The sequence below is a fragment of the Streptomyces albidicamelliae genome, assembly GCF_025642175.1.
Taxonomy (GTDB): domain Bacteria; phylum Actinomycetota; class Actinomycetes; order Streptomycetales; family Streptomycetaceae; genus Streptomyces; species Streptomyces albidocamelliae.
In genome coordinates this window covers 2,513,524-2,528,930 of record NZ_CP106795.1, presented here as the reverse complement: position 1 = coordinate 2,528,930, position 15,407 = coordinate 2,513,524, and the positions used below count along the sequence as shown (strand labels likewise).

Below are 15,407 nucleotides of genomic sequence, written 5' to 3'. Positions count from 1 at the left end.
AGAACGACGACAGACGCACCCGAGGGGTGACCACCGGCAGGTGGTCACCCCTCGGACGTGCTCCGGGGCGGCCGGCCCCGGCCGTGTCCGCTCCGTGGTGGGCCGGCCGTCTCCTCGGGCGCGACCGGTCCCCGCCGGCCCGTGGCCGCCGCCCGCGCCCGGGGAGAGCGGGCGGCGGCCACGGGCCCTAGTTCTGCTGTCCCGACGGCCGGCGCAGCGGCGGCCGGACCGCGGCGGCCCGGGCCCTGAGCGCCGACCAGCGGTCCGACACCGCCCACAGCACCCGTGCGGCCGAGCGGGGCAGGAACAGCGCCCGCAGCCGGGTCCCGGTGCTCACGTTGCCCGCCAGTGCGCCGATCGCCCGGCGCACGTCCTGCGCCAGACCCGCGCCGGGGCTCGGCCGGGGAGCGTAGAGCACCTGCTCCACCGCGTCGGCGACCCGGTGCACCGACGCCCCGTCGGCCGGGTCCAGATGCCCGAGCCGCACGAGCCGGGCGGCCGCACCACGCGGGGTCAGCGACTCGTCCGGCGGGATGCCGTGGTCCCAGGCGCTGTCGGTCAGCTCCTGCCAGACGGCCAGCGTGTGCGCGGCCGCGCCCTCGGGCGTCCGCGGGTGTCCGCCCAGTCTCCGGGACCGCGTCCGCTCCCGCCACAGCAGCGGGGACAGCGGGATCGCGAGTGCCACCAGGACCCCCGGCACGAGCAGCAGCCACCAGGGGCTCGGCCCGCCGTTCCCGGGGTGCGGGGCCGCCGCGGCCGACGGGCTGTCGCAGGCCTGCAGCCGGCGCAGCTCGTTCGCGCAGCTCTCGCTGGGCGAGGCGGCCGCCGAAGGCTCCGACGACGCGTTCTTCGACGGCAGGGCCGGGTCCGGAAGCGCGTCGCCGGGGGTGTCCGACTGGGTGTACGACGGCGTGGTGCCGCGGGTCGGGGTCGGCTCGAAGCGGGTCCAGCCGATGCCCTCGAAGTACAGCTCCGGCCAGGCGTGCGCGTCCCTCTCGCTCACCGACACCGTGCCGTCGGCCTGCGGAGTGCCGGGCGCGAAGCCCACCGCGACCCGCGCCGGGATGCCGAGGGTGCGGGCCATCGCCGCCATCGCGAAGGAGAAGTGGACGCAGAAGCCCTCCTTCTGCTCCAGGAAGTTCACGATGGCGTTCGGACCGCGGCCGACCTTCACCGAGGTGTCGTACTGAAATCCGCCGTTGACGGCGAAGTAGTCCTGGAGTCGGACGGCCTCCTCGTAGTGGCTCTTCGCGCCCGAGGCGATCTCCTTCGCGGTGCGGGAGACCTCCTTGGGCAGCGAGGACGGCACCCGGGTGTACGCGCGCTCCAGGGCCGCCGGCGGCTCCGGGGCGTCCGCCAGCTGCTCCGCGGTCGGCCGTACGTTCAGGCTGGTCACCTGGTACGTCTGCCCGCGGGTGCTCTGGCCGTGGTCGCCGACGACCGTCATCCCGACGGGCTCGTAGCGCCAGCGGCCGGCGACCTTCACCTCGCTCGGCGGGTAGGGCATCGGCAGCCAGTTCTGCGCGTACCAGTCCGCCGCCGTGACCGTCGTCCGCACCTTGCCGCGTTTGACGTCCGTGCCCAGGCCGACGGGTGTGGGCAGCTCGTCCGGCACCCCGACGACATGCCGCCGGGCGGGCGTCCACGTGGTGCCGTCGAACTCGTCGAGGGAGACGATCCGCAGATACAGGTCCGAGATGTCGCTCGTGCTCGTCCGCAGCGACAGCACCCGCCGGTCGTTGTCGGTGTTCAGGCTGTCGCGCAGGGACACCAGCGGGTTGACCGCGGAGATCGTGCCCCCGTTGCCGTTGCCCGCCCCCACGCCGGTGCCCGCCGCGTCCAGCAGTCCGCCCTGCATCGCGGGCAGGGCCGCCGGCACCAGCAGGGCCACTCCGAGGGCGACCGCGCCGATCCGGCGGCCGGTGCGCACGGGCGCCGCGACGCCGGGATCCGGTGAGCCCGGCGTGCGGGCGCGCCGCCGAAGACCCGGCCCCACTGCGCGAGCCGGTCCCGGCCCTCCGCGAGCAGCAGCATCAGATAGCCGGCCGCCGCCACCAGGAACCACAGCCAGTCGGCGGCGCCGTCGGACAGTCCGGCGGCCACCGAGTACAGCGCGAGCAGCGGCAGCCCGGCCGGGGCCGCGCTGCGGAAGGTCACCGCGATCGTGTCCACCAGCAGGCCGATCAGCAGCACGCCGCCGATCAGCATCAGCTTGATGCCGTTGGTGAGCGGTGCCGGTATGGCGTACTGGCTGACGTCGTCCGCACCCTGCTGGAGCAGCTCGGCGAGGTACCGGAAGGTGTCCGGCCCGGGGACCAGCCCGGCGAGGGCGTGCTCCCGTGCGAACACCAGCGTCAGCAGCATCAGGGTGACCAGTGCCTGCGCCGCCACCGTCAGGGGCCGGCCCAGCGGGACCCGCCGGGCCGCCGCGCCCACCCCGGTCTGCACGGCCACCAGCGGCACCAGTTGCAGCAGCCAGGTCGGCTCGGCCACCAGGGGCAGCAGCGCGCAGGAGGCCATCAGTGTGGCCGCGGCGGCGCACAGGGCCAGTCGTGCCCGCCCGCTCATCCCAGGGCCTCCCCGCCGACGGCGGTCAGACCCGAGCGTTCCCGGTCCGCCTGCCGCCACAGATCGTTCAGCGCGGCGCCGCGCGGCACGCTCAGCGCCGTCCAGCCGGCCTCGCGCAGCATGCGCAGCCGCTCCGCGTGCCGGTCGCCCGGGCCGGGCACGTCGGTCGCCTCGCGCACCCAGGTGTCCGGGTCCAGCACGAAGGCGACGGCACCGCCGCTGCGCCGGCTCATCTTCGCGACCGTCGTGGCCTGCTCCTCGTCCAGGTCGCCGAGGAAGGCGATCAGCAGCCCCTCGTTGCCGCCGCGCAGCACGTCGTACGCCCGGGACAGGCCCGTGCCGTCGGAGTGGTCGATCACCGCGAGGGTGTCCATCATCAGTCCGGCCGCCTCCGCCGTCTCCTGGCCGGCGCCCGCGAACCCGTCGGCGCCCTCCCCGGGCACCGAGCTCCCGCCGTCCGTCAGCAGACGGACGGAGAAGCCGCGTTCGAGCATGTGCACCAGCACCGAGGCGGCACCCGCGACCGCCCACTCGAAGGCCGAGTCGGGGCCCGCGCCCTCGTAGGCGCCGCCCCGGGTGTCGAGCAGCACGGTGCACCGGGAGCGCCGGGGCTGTTCCTCGCGGCGCACCATCAGCTCGCCGTAGCGCGCGGTGGAGCGCCAGTGGACCCGGCGCAGGTCGTCGCCGTAGCGGTAGCCGCGCGGGATCACGTCGTCCTCGCCCGCCAGGGCCAGCGAACGCTGCCGCCCGTCGCCGTAGCCCATGGCCTCGCCGCTGAACCGGACCGGTGTCAGCGGTTCCACGCGCGGGATGACGGTCAGCGTGTCGTACGTGGAGAAGGACCGGGTCAGTTCGCACATCCCGAAGGGGTCCGTGAGGCGCAGTTGCAGCGGGCCCAGCGGGTAGCGGCCGCGCAGGTCGGAGCGGACCCGGTAGGACACCTCGCGGCTGCCGCCCGGCTCGACCCGGTCCAGCACGAACCGGGGCCGCGGACCGAGGACGTACGGCACCCGGTCCTGGAGCATCAGCAGGCCGGTGGGCAGCCGGGAGACGTTGTCCATGCGCAGGTGCACCCGGGCCTCGCCGGCGGCCGGCACGCGCGCGGGGGAGAGCCGGCGGTTCGCGGCCACCCGGTAGCGCGTGCGGTACAGCACCGCCGCGCAGACCAGCGGCAGCGCGGCCAGCAGCAGACCGACCCGCAGCAGATCGCTCTGGCCGAGGACGTACGCGCAGATCGCGGCGGCGATCCCGGCGGCCAGGAAGGAACGGCCACGGGTGGTGAGCCCCGCCAGGGCCGTACGGACGCCGCCCGCCTCCCCGCGGTCGGCGTCCGCCTGCCCGGCCCCCCCGGCGCTCATCACAGACCCCGCGGGGGCTGCTGGGGATAGGCCGGCACGCCGCGGCCGAGCCCGCCGAAGCCGTGCTGCTGTCCGGGTGTCGCGGGCACCGGGGTGTGCTGGAGGATCTCCAGCACCACCTGTTCGGACGTACGGCGGTTCAGCTGGGCCTGCGCGGTGGGCAGCAGCCGGTGGGCGAGGACGGCGACGGCGAGCGCCTGGAGGTCGTCCGGCAGGGCGTACTCCCGGCCGGCGAGGGCCGCGGACGCCTTCGCCGCGCGCAGCAGATGCAGCGTGGCCCGCGGGGAGGCGCCGAGTCTGAGGTCGGGATGGCTGCGGGTGGCCGAGACCAGCTCGACCGCGTACCGCCGGACCGCCTCGGAGACGTGCACCCCGCGCACCGCCTCGACCAGTTTCACGATCTCGTGCGCGTGCGCCACCGGCTGGAGGTCCTCCAGCGGGCTGACCCCGCCGTGCACGTCGAGCATCTGCAACTCGGCCTCGACGCTCGGGTACCCGACGGAGACGCGGGCCATGAACCGGTCGCGCTGCGCCTCGGGCAGCGGGTAGGTGCCCTCCATCTCGACCGGGTTCTGCGTGGCCACCACCATGAACGGGCTGGGCAGTTCGTAGGTCTGCCCGTCGATGGTGACCTGCCGCTCCTCCATGGACTCCAGCAGCGCGGACTGGGTCTTGGGCGAGGCGCGGTTGATCTCGTCGCCGATCACGATCTGCGCGAAGATGGCGCCCGGCTTGAACTCGAAGTCCCGGCGCTGCTGGTCCCAGATGGAGACACCCGTGATGTCCGAGGGCAGCAGGTCGGGCGTGAACTGGATACGCCGCACGGAGCAGTCGATGGACCGCGCCAGTGCCTTGGCGAGCATCGTCTTGCCGACCCCGGGCACGTCCTCGATCAGCAGGTGTCCCTCGGCGAGCAGCACGGTCAGCGCGAGTCGTACGACCTCGGGCTTGCCCTCGATCACGCCTTCCACCGAACCGCGCACCCGTTCCACCGTGGCGGTCAGATCAGTGAGGCTCGCTCGATCGTCATAGGTCGTCACCCGGCCCTCCTCGGCCCGTTCTTTCCCGGGCCGACGCTCTGTGTCGCGAAACCGGCCCACCCCGAAACAGGGACACCACGCGGAAACAGTTCCGCGTGACGCCACACCCCGCATTCTTGCTGCCGTTACCGATTCGTGTCACTCGCCTGTGGACAACTGCCCGCACGATGTCGGCCTTACGGCTGTTCCGACCACATTTTCGATACGGGGAGGGCGGGACGGTCCGGGGCGGCCGGCCGGTGCTCCGGTCAGGCCGGGTCGACCTCACGCAGCAGACCGGTGCGCACGTCGAAGACGAACCCGCGTACGTCCTCGGTGTGCAGCAGGAACGGCGAGGTGCGCACCCGCTGCATCGACTGCCGCACGTCCTGGTCGACGTCCCGGAAGGACTCCACCGCCCACGCCGGACGCTGGCCGACCTCCATCTCCAGCTCGGAGCGGAACTCCTCGGTGAGGGACTCCAGGCCGCAGCCGGTGTGATGGATGAGCACGACGCTGCGGGTGCCGAGCTTGCGCTGGCTGATCGTCAGGGAGCGGATCACGTCGTCGGTGACCACGCCGCCCGCGTTGCGGATCGTGTGGCAGTCGCCGAGCTGCAGGCCGAGGGCCTTGTGCAGGTCGAGCCGCGCGTCCATACAGGCGACGACGGCGACGTGGAGAACCGGGCGGGCGTCCATGCCGGGGTCGGTGAAGGCTTCGGCGTACTGCTGGTTCGCGTCCACGAGGCGGTCGGTGACGGTACCGCCGGTCGCTATGGCGCCTTCGGGTCCGGTGGGCACTGCTGCAGAAGTCGTCATACCGACGACGTTACTGGTCACGTACGGGCCCGGCCCGGTGTGAGGGGGGACAAAGAACGCCATCGCCGCGAGTTGTGAGCCAACCCACACGAAGGCGAACCGGTGTCACCCGGATGAATCCGTTCGAATTGCGGTTCCGGCCGTGAGGCGGTACGCGACGCGCAGGCCGGTTGATTGACCGCGAGACAGGGTGGACTAAAGTGGCGCGAAGCGGGAGGCGAGGCCCTCCCTGCTGGTGAAGTCCCCGGAGACCCCGGCACCCGCCCGGACCGTCTCCCCACGTGCGCGGCGCGTACGTACGGCTCGGCCTCCTCCCGCTTCCGGTCGGCTGTCGCTTCCGGCGCCGGCAGGCCTCCCGTTCACGAGCGGGCGGGGACCCGGCGGTGCGTACGGCCACGCCGGATCCTGAGAGGCCCCCTTGAGCCAGAGTCGACACGTCCCGGTGATGCTCCAGCGGTGCCTGGATCTGCTGGCGCCCGCCCTGGAGCGCCCGGGAGCCGTGGTCGTCGACTGCACCCTCGGCCTCGGCGGCCACAGCGAGGCACTGCTCGCCCGGTTCCCCGAGGCACGCCTGATCGGCCTCGACCGGGACAAGGAGGCACTGCGCCTGTCCGGCGAGCGGCTGGCGCCGTACGAGGACCGCGCCTCCCTCGTGCACGCCGTCTACGACGAGCTCCCCGAGGTGCTGCGGCGGCTCGGCGTCCCGCGCGTGCAGGGCGTGCTGTTCGACCTCGGCGTGTCCTCCATGCAGCTCGACGAGGCCGACCGCGGCTTCGCCTACGCCCAGGACGCGCCGCTGGACATGCGCATGGACCAGACGACCGGCATCAGCGCCGCCGAGGTCCTCAACACCTATCCGCCGGGCGAACTCGTGCGCATCCTGCGCGCGTACGGCGAGGAGAAGCAGGCCAAGCGGATCGTCTCGGCCATCGTCCGCGAGCGCGAGAAGGAGCCGTTCAGCAACAGCGCACGGCTCGTCGAGCTGATCCGCGACTCCCTGCCGCAGGCCGCCAAGCGCACCGGCGGCAACCCGGCCAAGCGCACCTTCCAGGCGCTGCGCATCGAGGTCAACGGTGAACTGTCCGTCCTGGAGCGGGCGATCCCGGCCGCCGTGAAGGCCCTCGGCGTCGGCGGACGCATCGCCGTGCTGTCGTACCACTCGCTCGAAGACCGCCTGGTCAAGCAGGTGTTCGCGGCCGGAGCCGCGTCCACCGCGCCGCCTGGGCTGCCGGTCGTCCCCGAGCGCTACCAGCCGAGGCTCAAGCTGCTCACCCGCGGTGCCGAACTTCCCACCGAGGAAGAGGTTGCCGAGAACCGCCGCGCCGCACCCGCCCGGCTGCGGGGCGCCGAGCGCATCAGGGAGGACGCCGAGTGAGCGAGACGGGTCGGTTCCATTCCCCCACCCGCCGGGGGAGCGCCTCCCCGGCCGACCGGGGGAGCCACCCCGCCCCGCTGGGGGAGTGATGGGCAGCAAACCCGCACTGAAAGGCCGGGCGGCCCGGCTCGCCCGGCTCTTCCCGGCGGGCCGCGCCAGGGCGGCCCGTACCCCGTTCGTCCTCCTCGTCGTCCTGCTCCTCGGCGGCGGCCTCATCGGGCTGCTGGTGCTGAACTCCGCGCTCAGCGAGGGCTCGTTCCGCCTCGCCGACCTGCAGCGGCGGACGAAGAACCTCACCGACGCGGAACAGGCCCTGCAGCGGGACATCGACGCCTACTCGTCCCCCGACGCCCTGCAGCGCCGCGCCCGCGAACTCGGCATGATCCCCGGCGGCGACCCCGCCTTCCTCGACCCCGACGGCAGGGTCAGGGGCGTCCCCAGCCCCGCCGCCGCCGAGCCCGCCGCCCTCACCGGGCCGGGAGCACCACCCGCGACCACGGACCCGGCCGTCGGCCCCGCCACGTCCCCGGCCCCCACGGCGGCCACCGCCGCGCCGCCCGCCCCGCCCCCGGGCGCGCCCACGGCCCCGGCGCCGGCGCCGCCGGCCGCGCCGCTCGCCACCCCCCAGTCCGCCTCCACCCCGACCCCCGGCAGGTGACGGAAGTGTCCGACAGGGAACCGCCGCGCCGCCGCGTGCCCGCGCCCGCCAGGCCTCCCCGGCCGCGGGAGGCCGTCCGGCGCCGGCCCGCGCCCGGCGCCCGTCCGGCCCGCCGCCCGGGCGGGTCCCGGCCCATGCCCCCGCCGCCGCTCCGGCTCGGCAGCCCCCGGCCCCGGCTGCGCCTGGTCGCCCTCGCCCTGACCCTGGTGCTCCTCGCCTTCGTCGTCCGGTTGCTCCAGGTCCAGGCCGTCGACGCGAGCGCCTACGCGGCCCGCGCCGAGCAGAACCGCTACGTGGTCCACACCCTGGCGGCCGAACGCGGCGGCATCACCGACCGCAACGGCGTGGCCCTCGCCATCAGCGAGGACGCCTACGACATCACGGCCGACCCGACGATGTTCCGTGCCAAGCAGCTGAAGATCGACGACGGCCCCGAGCAGGCCGCCACGCTGCTCGCGCCGATCCTCGGCCAGGACCGGGACAAGCTCGTCAAGAAGCTCCGGCCCGCCAACCCCGACTCCCGCTACGCCCGGCTCGCCACCCGGCAGACCCCGCAGGTCTGGAAGCAGATCAAGGACCTCAAGACCGCGCTCACCAAGAAGTCCGAGACGGACCGCGGCACCGTCAACGTGCTGGCCGGCGTCTTCGCCGACCCCAGCAGCCAGCGCGTGTACCCCAACGGCGATCTCGCCGCCGGGATACTGGGCTGGGTCAACGCCGACGGCAAGGGCGGCGGCGGCATCGAGCAGCAGCTGGACAAGCAGCTCTCCGGCAAGGACGGCAAGGTCCGCTACGCCCAGTCCGGCGGCCGCGAGGTGCCCACGGCAGGGTCCACCGAGACGCCCGCCGTGCCCGGTTCCGACGTCGAGCTCACCATCGACCGCGACATCCAGTGGGCGGCGCAGAACGCGATCAGCGAGCAGGTGAAGAAGTCCAAGGCCGACCGCGGGTACGTCGTCGTCCAGGACACCCGCACCGGACAGATCCTGGCCATGGCGAACTCGCCCGGCTTCGACCCGAACGACCTGTCGAAGGCCGACGGCGACGCCATGGGCAACGCGGCCCTCCAGGACGCCTACGAGCCCGGCTCCACGGCGAAGGTCATGTCGATGGCGGCCGTGCTGGAGCGGAACGTGGCGACCCCGCTCACCCATGTCGTCGTACCCAACCGGCTGCACCGCGGGGACCGGCTCTTCCAGGACGACATCGACCACGCCACCTGGAACCTCACGCTCAACGGCGTCCTCGCCAAGTCCAGCAACATCGGCACCATCCTGGCCACCGGCGAACTCGGCAAGTCGCAGCCCGAGGCCAACAAGGTCCTGTACTCGTACCTCCGGAAGTTCGGCATCGGCGGCTACACCGGGCTCGACTTCCCCGGCGAGACCCGCGGCATCCTCGCCCCGCCGCAGAAGTGGTCCACCTCGCAGCAGTACACGATCCCCTTCGGCCAGGGCTTCTCCATCAACGCGATGCAGGCCGCCTCCGTGTACTCGACCATCGCCAACGGCGGCATCCGGGTCGAGCCGTCCCTGCTGCGTGGCACCAAGGGCGCCGACGGGCGCTTCACCCCGGCGCCGAAACCCGAGGAGACCCGGGTGGTGGGCGCCAAGACCGCCGGGGAACTCGCGCGGATGCTGGAGTCCGTCGTGGACGACGAGCAGGGCACGGGCGTGAAGGCCCGTATCCCCGGGTACCGGGTCGCGGGCAAGACCGGCACGGCCAACCGTGTGGATCCGGCCACCGGCAGGTACCGCGGCTACACGTCGTCGTTCGCCGGGTTCGCGCCCGCGGACAAGCCGCGCATCACCGTCTACTGCGCGATCCAGAACGCCACCGTCGGCAGCTACTTCGGCGGCCAGATCTGCGGGCCCATCTACAAGCAGGTGATGGAGTTCGCCCTGAAGACCCTCCAGGTCCCGCCGACCGGCGCGAAGTCCGCCAACCTGCCCGTCGACTACAAGCCCTGATCAAGCCCTGATCAGCGCCCCGGAAACACCAGGAACGAGCTCGTGACAACGATCACCCCGAACGCCGGGAACCAAGGGGCCGAGAACCCTCCACTTCGCTCCGGAGCGGGTGCGCCCGGTACGCTCACCGCCGTGCCACACGCTGATCAGTCCCCCACCACCCAGAAGGGCGCTTCCGTGACATATCCGGGACCGCCGCGACCGGTTCAGGTCTCCGCCACACCCCTCGCGGAGCTCGCCGATCAGCTGGGTACCGCCGCGCCCGCCGAATCCGCCGGGATCACGGGGATCACCCACGACTCGCGCGCCGTCCGCCCCGGCGACCTCTACGCCGCGCTGCCGGGCGCCCGCCTGCACGGAGCCGACTTCGTCACCCAGGCCGCCGGTCTGGGCGCGGCCGCCGTGCTCACCGACCCGACGGGTGCCGAACGCGCCGCGGCGACCGGACTGCCGGTCCTGGTCGTCGACGACCCGCGCGCGCACATGGGCGAACTGGCGGCGACCATCTACGGCCGGCCGGGCCGCGGACTGCTCCAGATCGGCATCACCGGCACCTCCGGCAAGACCACCACCGCCTACCTGGTCGAGGGCGGCCTGCGGACCACCCGCAGCACCGGCCTCATCGGCACCGTCGAGATGCGGATCGGCGACGAGCGCATCAAGTCCGAGCGCACCACCCCCGAGGCCACCGACCTCCAGGCCCTGTTCGCCGTCATGCGCGAACGCGGCGTCGAGGCGGTCGCCATGGAGGTCTCCAGCCACGCCCTGGTCCTCGGCCGGGTCGACGGCTGCGTCTTCGACATCGCCGTGTTCACCAACCTCAGCCCGGAACACATGGAGTTCCACTCCGACATGGAGGACTACTTCCGGGCCAAGGCGCAGCTGTTCACCCCGCGGCGCAGCAAACTCGGCGTCGTCAACGCCGACGACGAGTACGGCCGCCGGCTCGCCGCCGAGGCGACCGTCCCGGTCGTCACGTACTCCGCCGAGGGCCACCCCGACGCCGACTGGCGCGCCGAGGGGGTCGAGGTCGGTCCCATGGACTCGACGTTCACCGTCGTCGGCCCCCAGGGCGAGCGCGTGCACGCCAGGTCGCCGCTGCCGGGGCCCTTCAACGTGGCGAACACCCTCGCCGCGATCGTCGCCCTCGCCGTGGCCGGGATCGACCCGCAGGTCGCCGCCGACGGCGTCGCCGCCGTGCCCGGCGTCCCGGGCCGGCTGGAGCGCGTCGACGCCGGGCAGCCCTACCTCGCGGTCGTCGACTACGCCCACAAGACCGACGCGGTCGAGTCGGTGCTCAAGGCGCTGCGCAAGGTCACCAAGGGCCGTCTGCACGTCGTCCTCGGCTGCGGCGGCGACCGCGACCAGACCAAGCGCGCCCCGATGGGCGCCGCCGCGGCCCGGCTGTCCGACACGGCCGTGCTGACCTCCGACAACCCCCGCTCCGAGGATCCGCTCGCGATCCTCGCGACCATGCTCCAGGGCGCGGCCTCCGTGCCCGCCCACGAGCGCGGCGAGGTGCTCCTCTTCGAGGACCGGGCCGCCGCGATCGCCGCCGCCGTCGGCCGGGCGCAGCCCGGCGACACCGTGCTGGTCGCGGGCAAGGGCCACGAGCAGGGCCAGGACATCGCCGGCGTGGTCCGTCCCTTCGACGACCGCCAGGTGCTCCGCGAAGCTATCCAGAAGACCCAGGGATGAACTTGTGATCGCCCTCTCCCTCGCCGAGATCGCAGAAGTCGTCGGCGGGCAGACGCACGACATACCGGATCCGTCCGTCCAGGTCACGGGACCGGTGGTCCGGGACTCCCGCGAAGTGGTGCCCGGCAGCCTGTTCGCCGCCTTCGTCGGCGAGCGCGTGGACGGCCACGACTACGCGGCTCGGGTCACCGGGGCCGGCGCGGTCGCCGTGCTGGCCTCCCGGCCGGTCGGTGTCCCCGCGATCGTGGTCGAGGACGTGCAGACCGCCCTCGGGGCCCTCGCCCGGCACGTCGTACGCCGGCTCGGCGCCACCCTCGTCGCCCTGACCGGCTCCGCGGGCAAGACCAGCACCAAGGACCTCATCGCCCAGGTGCTCGGACGCAAGGCGCCGACGGTGTACACGCCGGGCTCGCTCAACAACGAGATCGGGCTGCCGCTGACCGCCCTGTCCGCCACCGAGGAGACGCAGTTCCTCGTGCTGGAGATGGGCGCGCGCGGCATCGGGCACATCCGCTACCTCACCGAACTGACACCCCCGCGGATCGGCCTGGTGCTCAACGTCGGCACCGCCCACATCGGCGAGTTCGGCGGCCGTGAGCAGATCGCCCAGGCCAAGGGCGAACTCGTCGAGGCGCTGCCCCCGGCGGCGGACGGTGGTACGGCGGTCCTCAACGCCGACGACCCGCTGGTCCGGGCGATGGCCTCCCGTACCAAGGCGAAGGTGGTCCTTTTCGGAGAGTCGGCCGAAGCGGACGTACGCGCCGAGAACGTGCGACTCACGGACAGCGGACAGCCCGCCTTCAGGCTGCACACACCCTCCGGTGCAAGCGATGTGACCATGCGCCTGTACGGTGAGCACCACGTGTCGAACGCGCTCGCCGCGGCCGCCGTCGCCCATGAGCTGGGCATGTCCGCGGAAGAGATCGCCCTCGCGCTCTCCGAGGCGGGCTCCCTCTCGCGTTGGCGGATGGAGGTCACCGAGCGCCCGGACGGCGTGACCATCGTCAACGACGCCTACAACGCCAACCCCGAGTCCATGCGGGCCGCCCTCCGGGCGCTCGCGGCCATGGGCAAGGGGCGCCGCACGTGGGCGGTGCTCGGCAAGATGGCCGAGCTGGGGGACGAGGCGCTCGCCGAGCACGACGCCGTCGGACGGCTCGCCGTCCGGCTCAACGTCAGCAAGCTCGTCGCCGTCGGGGGGATTGAGGCCTCCTGGCTGCAACTGGGCGCATATAACGAGGGTTCGTGGGGTGAGGAGTCGGTGCACGTGTCCGACGCACAGGCGGCGATCGACCTGTTGCGCAGCGAGTTGCGCCCGGGGGACGTCGTACTCGTGAAGGCGTCCCGTTCGGTGGGGCTGGAGAGCGTTGCCCAGGCGCTCACCGAGTCCGGTGCCGAGGGCGAGGTTGCCGCCCGATGATGAAGCAGATCCTGTTCTCAGGAGTCATTGGCCTCTTCCTGACGCTGGTCGGCACCCCGCTGCTGATCAAGCTGCTGGCCCGCAAGGGCTATGGCCAGTACATCCGCGACGACGGCCCGCGCGAGCACGCCAGCAAGCGCGGTACGCCGACCATGGGTGGCATCGCCTTCATCCTGGCGACGATCGCCGCGTACTTCCTGAGCAAGCTCATCACCGGTTACGCGCCGACCTACTCGGGTCTGCTGGTCCTCGGCCTGATGTTCGGCATGGGCCTGGTCGGCTTCCTCGACGACTACATCAAGATCGTCAAGCGCCGTTCGCTGGGTCTGCGGGCCAAGGCGAAGATGGCCGGCCAGCTGATCGTCGGCATCGGCTTCGCGGTGCTGTCGCTGATGTTCTCCGACGCCCGCGGCAACACCCCGGCCTCCACCAAGCTGTCCTTCATCACGGACTTCGGCTGGTCGATCGGCCCGGTGCTGTTCGTGCTCTGGGCGCTGTTCATGATCCTCGCCATGTCGAACGGCGTGAACCTGACCGACGGCCTGGACGGCCTCGCCACCGGCGCCTCCGTCCTCGTCTTCGGCGCCTACACGTTCATCGGCGTCTGGCAGTTCCAGGAGTCCTGCGCCAACGCGCAGACCCTGACCAACCCGGGCGCCTGCTACGAGGTGCGCGACCCGCTGGACCTGGCCGTGGTCGCCTCCGCGCTGATGGGTGCCTGCCTGGGCTTCCTGTGGTGGAACACCTCGCCCGCGAAGATCTTCATGGGCGACACCGGCTCGCTCGCCCTCGGCGGTGTCCTCACCGGCCTGGCCATCCTCTCCCGTACGGAGCTGCTGGTGGCCATCATGGGCGGCTTGTTCGTCCTCATCACCATGTCGGTCGTCATCCAGGTCGGCTCGTTCCGGCTCACCGGCAAGCGCGTCTTCCGGATGGCGCCACTGCAGCACCACTTCGAACTCAAGGGCTGGTCCGAGGTCCTCGTGGTGGTCCGATTCTGGATCATCCAGGGAATCTGTGTGATTGTCGGACTTGGCCTCTTCTATGCAGGATGGGCAGCGGACAAGTGACCTCCTCGGTGCCTTCCGGGACCTCCGAATTCCAGGGCAAGCACGTCACCGTCGCCGGGCTCGGCGTCTCCGGCGTCCCGGCGGCCAAGGTGCTGCACGCACGCGGGGCGGTCGTCACGGTCGTCAACGACGGCGACGACGCACGCGCGCGCGAACAGGCCGCGGAGCTGGAGGCGCTCGGCATCACCGTGCGCCTCGGCGACGGCGCCACCCTGCCCGAGGGCACCGAGCTGATCGTCACCGCGCCCGGCTGGAAGCCCGACAAGCCGCTGTTCCTGGCGGCCGGGAAGGCCGGCGTGCCCGTCTGGGGCGACGTCGAGCTGGCCTGGCGCCTGCGCGGGCCCGACGCGGCCCCCTGGCTGGCCGTGACGGGCACCAACGGCAAGACCACCACCGTGCAGATGCTCGCCTCCATCCTCGCGGCCGCGGGCCTGCGCACGGCCGCCGTCGGCAACATCGGCGTCTCCCTGCTGGACGCGGTCCTCGGGGAGGAGCGGTACGACGTCCTCGCCGTGGAGCTCTCCAGCTACCAGCTGCACTGGGCGCCCTCCCTGCGCGCCCACTCGGCGGCCGTCCTCAACCTCGCCCCAGACCACCTCGACTGGCACGGCTCCATGGAGGCGTACGCCGCCGACAAGGGCCGCGTCTACGAGGGCAACCAGGTGGCCTGCGTCTACAACGTGGCCGACGGGCGCACCGAGGACCTGGTGCGCGAGGCCGACGTCGAGGAGGGCTGCCGCGCCGTCGGGTTCACCCTCGGCACGCCCGGGCTCTCCCAACTCGGCGTCGTGGACGGCATCCTCGTCGACCGCGCCTTCGTGCCGGACCGGCACAAGAACGCGCAGGAGCTGGCCGAGGTCTCCGACGTCAACCCGCCGGCCCCGCACAACATCGCCAACGCCCTTGCCGCGGCGGCCCTCGCGCGCGCCTTCGGGGTGCCCGCCGCCGCCGTCCGCGAAGGCCTGCGGAACTTCCGTCCCGACGCGCACCGCATCGCGCACGTGGCCGACATCGACGGGGTCGCGTACGTCGACGACTCCAAGGCGACGAACACCCATGCCGCGGAAGCCTCGTTGGCGGCATATGAACCGATCGTATGGATTGCGGGCGGTCTGGCGAAGGGCGCGACCTTCGACGAACTCGTCGCCACGTCGGCCAAGCGGCTGCGCGGCGCCGTCCTGATCGGTGCCGACCGCGCGCTGATCCGCGAGGCCCTCGCGCGACACGCCCCGGAAGTACCCGTGGTGGACCTCGACCGGACCGACACTGGGGCGATGCTCCAGGCGGTGACGGAGGCGAAGCGGCTCGCTCAGCCCGGCGACACGGTGCTGCTGGCCCCGGCCTGCGCCTCCATGGACATGTTCACCAACTACAACCAGCGCGGTGACGCTTTCGCGGCGGCGGTCCGCGAACTGCGCGCCTGACCCCGGCCGCCCGCCGGGCGGATCTAGGG

General features: G+C 72.7%; 10 protein-coding genes and 1 pseudogene. 7 read left to right on the top strand and 4 right to left on the bottom strand.

The annotated features are described in order from the left end of the window. Positions 1–187: 187 nt before the first annotated feature. The 4 genes and pseudogenes from N8I86_RS11725 to N8I86_RS11710 all read right to left on the bottom strand — a co-directional run bounded on the left by N8I86_RS11725 (position 188) and on the right by N8I86_RS11710 (position 5,763). A pseudogene (locus N8I86_RS11725) lies at positions 188–2,568 on the bottom strand (transglutaminase TgpA family protein). Continuing rightward, positions 2,565–3,926, bottom strand: coding sequence for a DUF58 domain-containing protein (locus N8I86_RS11720; protein ID WP_073892925.1), 1,362 nt, complete (start codon positions 3,924–3,926; stop codon positions 2,565–2,567). Before N8I86_RS11720 ends, N8I86_RS11725 begins: the two are co-directional and overlap by 4 nt. Continuing rightward, positions 3,926–4,966: an AAA family ATPase gene (locus tag N8I86_RS11715; RefSeq protein WP_073892923.1), complete on the bottom strand. Its 1,041-nt coding sequence runs from the start codon at positions 4,964–4,966 to the stop codon at positions 3,926–3,928. The genes N8I86_RS11720 and N8I86_RS11715 overlap by 1 nt, the downstream gene beginning before the upstream one ends. A gap of 248 nt (positions 4,967–5,214) precedes the next feature. Continuing rightward, on the bottom strand, positions 5,215–5,763 hold the full coding sequence (locus tag N8I86_RS11710) for a beta-class carbonic anhydrase (protein ID WP_263277732.1): 549 nt from the start codon (positions 5,761–5,763) through the stop codon (positions 5,215–5,217). A 418-nt stretch (positions 5,764–6,181) separates the two neighbouring features. On the opposite strand from N8I86_RS11710, the gene rsmH reads away from it, so the two are divergent. The 7 genes from rsmH (at position 6,182) to murD (ending at position 15,378) form a co-directional block, all read left to right on the top strand. Further along, positions 6,182–7,138: a 16S rRNA (cytosine(1402)-N(4))-methyltransferase RsmH gene (gene rsmH, locus N8I86_RS11705; RefSeq protein ID WP_123438174.1), complete on the top strand. Its 957-nt coding sequence runs from the start codon at positions 6,182–6,184 to the stop codon at positions 7,136–7,138. A gap of 88 nt (positions 7,139–7,226) precedes the next feature. Further along, entirely contained in the window at positions 7,227–7,796 is a 570-nt protein-coding gene (locus N8I86_RS11700; RefSeq protein ID WP_073892917.1) for a cell division protein FtsL, read from the top strand. A 5-nt stretch (positions 7,797–7,801) separates the two neighbouring features. After that, on the top strand, positions 7,802–9,766 hold the full coding sequence (locus N8I86_RS11695) for a peptidoglycan D,D-transpeptidase FtsI family protein (protein ID WP_317633605.1): 1,965 nt from the start codon (positions 7,802–7,804) through the stop codon (positions 9,764–9,766). 177 nt (positions 9,767–9,943) lie between these two features. Continuing rightward, a complete protein-coding gene (locus N8I86_RS11690) occupies positions 9,944–11,464 on the top strand; it encodes a UDP-N-acetylmuramoyl-L-alanyl-D-glutamate--2,6-diaminopimelate ligase (protein ID WP_123438176.1) in 1,521 nt (506 codons plus the stop codon). Positions 11,465–11,468: 4 nt separating this feature from the next. Next, positions 11,469–12,884: a UDP-N-acetylmuramoyl-tripeptide--D-alanyl-D-alanine ligase gene (locus tag N8I86_RS11685; RefSeq protein ID WP_073892910.1), complete on the top strand. Its 1,416-nt coding sequence runs from the start codon at positions 11,469–11,471 to the stop codon at positions 12,882–12,884. Beyond that, positions 12,884–13,954 carry a phospho-N-acetylmuramoyl-pentapeptide-transferase gene (gene mraY / locus N8I86_RS11680; protein WP_073892907.1) on the top strand — a complete coding sequence of 357 codons (1,071 nt, stop codon included), beginning with the start codon at positions 12,884–12,886 and terminating at the stop codon, positions 13,952–13,954. Before N8I86_RS11685 ends, mraY begins: the two co-directional genes overlap by 1 nt. Beyond that, complete coding sequence (murD, locus tag N8I86_RS11675; protein WP_263277730.1) at positions 13,936–15,378, top strand: UDP-N-acetylmuramoyl-L-alanine--D-glutamate ligase; 1,443 nt, start codon at positions 13,936–13,938, stop codon at positions 15,376–15,378. The genes mraY and murD overlap by 19 nt, the downstream gene beginning before the upstream one ends. The last annotated feature ends 29 nt before the right edge of the window (positions 15,379–15,407 follow it).

What these genes read in the sequence shown, in the direction of transcription:
- murD (WP_263277730.1), top strand. Translation starts at nt 13,936, where the DNA reads ATGGGCAGCGGACAAGTGACCTCCTCGGTGCCTTCCGGGACCTCCGAA.
- N8I86_RS11710 (WP_263277732.1), bottom strand. Translation starts at nt 5,763, where the DNA reads ATGACGACTTCTGCAGCAGTGCCCACCGGACCCGAAGGCGCCATAGCG.
- N8I86_RS11700 (WP_073892917.1), top strand. Translation starts at nt 7,227, where the DNA reads ATGGGCAGCAAACCCGCACTGAAAGGCCGGGCGGCCCGGCTCGCCCGG.
- N8I86_RS11720 (WP_073892925.1), bottom strand. Translation starts at nt 3,926, where the DNA reads ATGAGCGCCGGGGGGGCCGGGCAGGCGGACGCCGACCGCGGGGAGGCG.
- mraY (WP_073892907.1), top strand. Translation starts at nt 12,884, where the DNA reads ATGAAGCAGATCCTGTTCTCAGGAGTCATTGGCCTCTTCCTGACGCTG.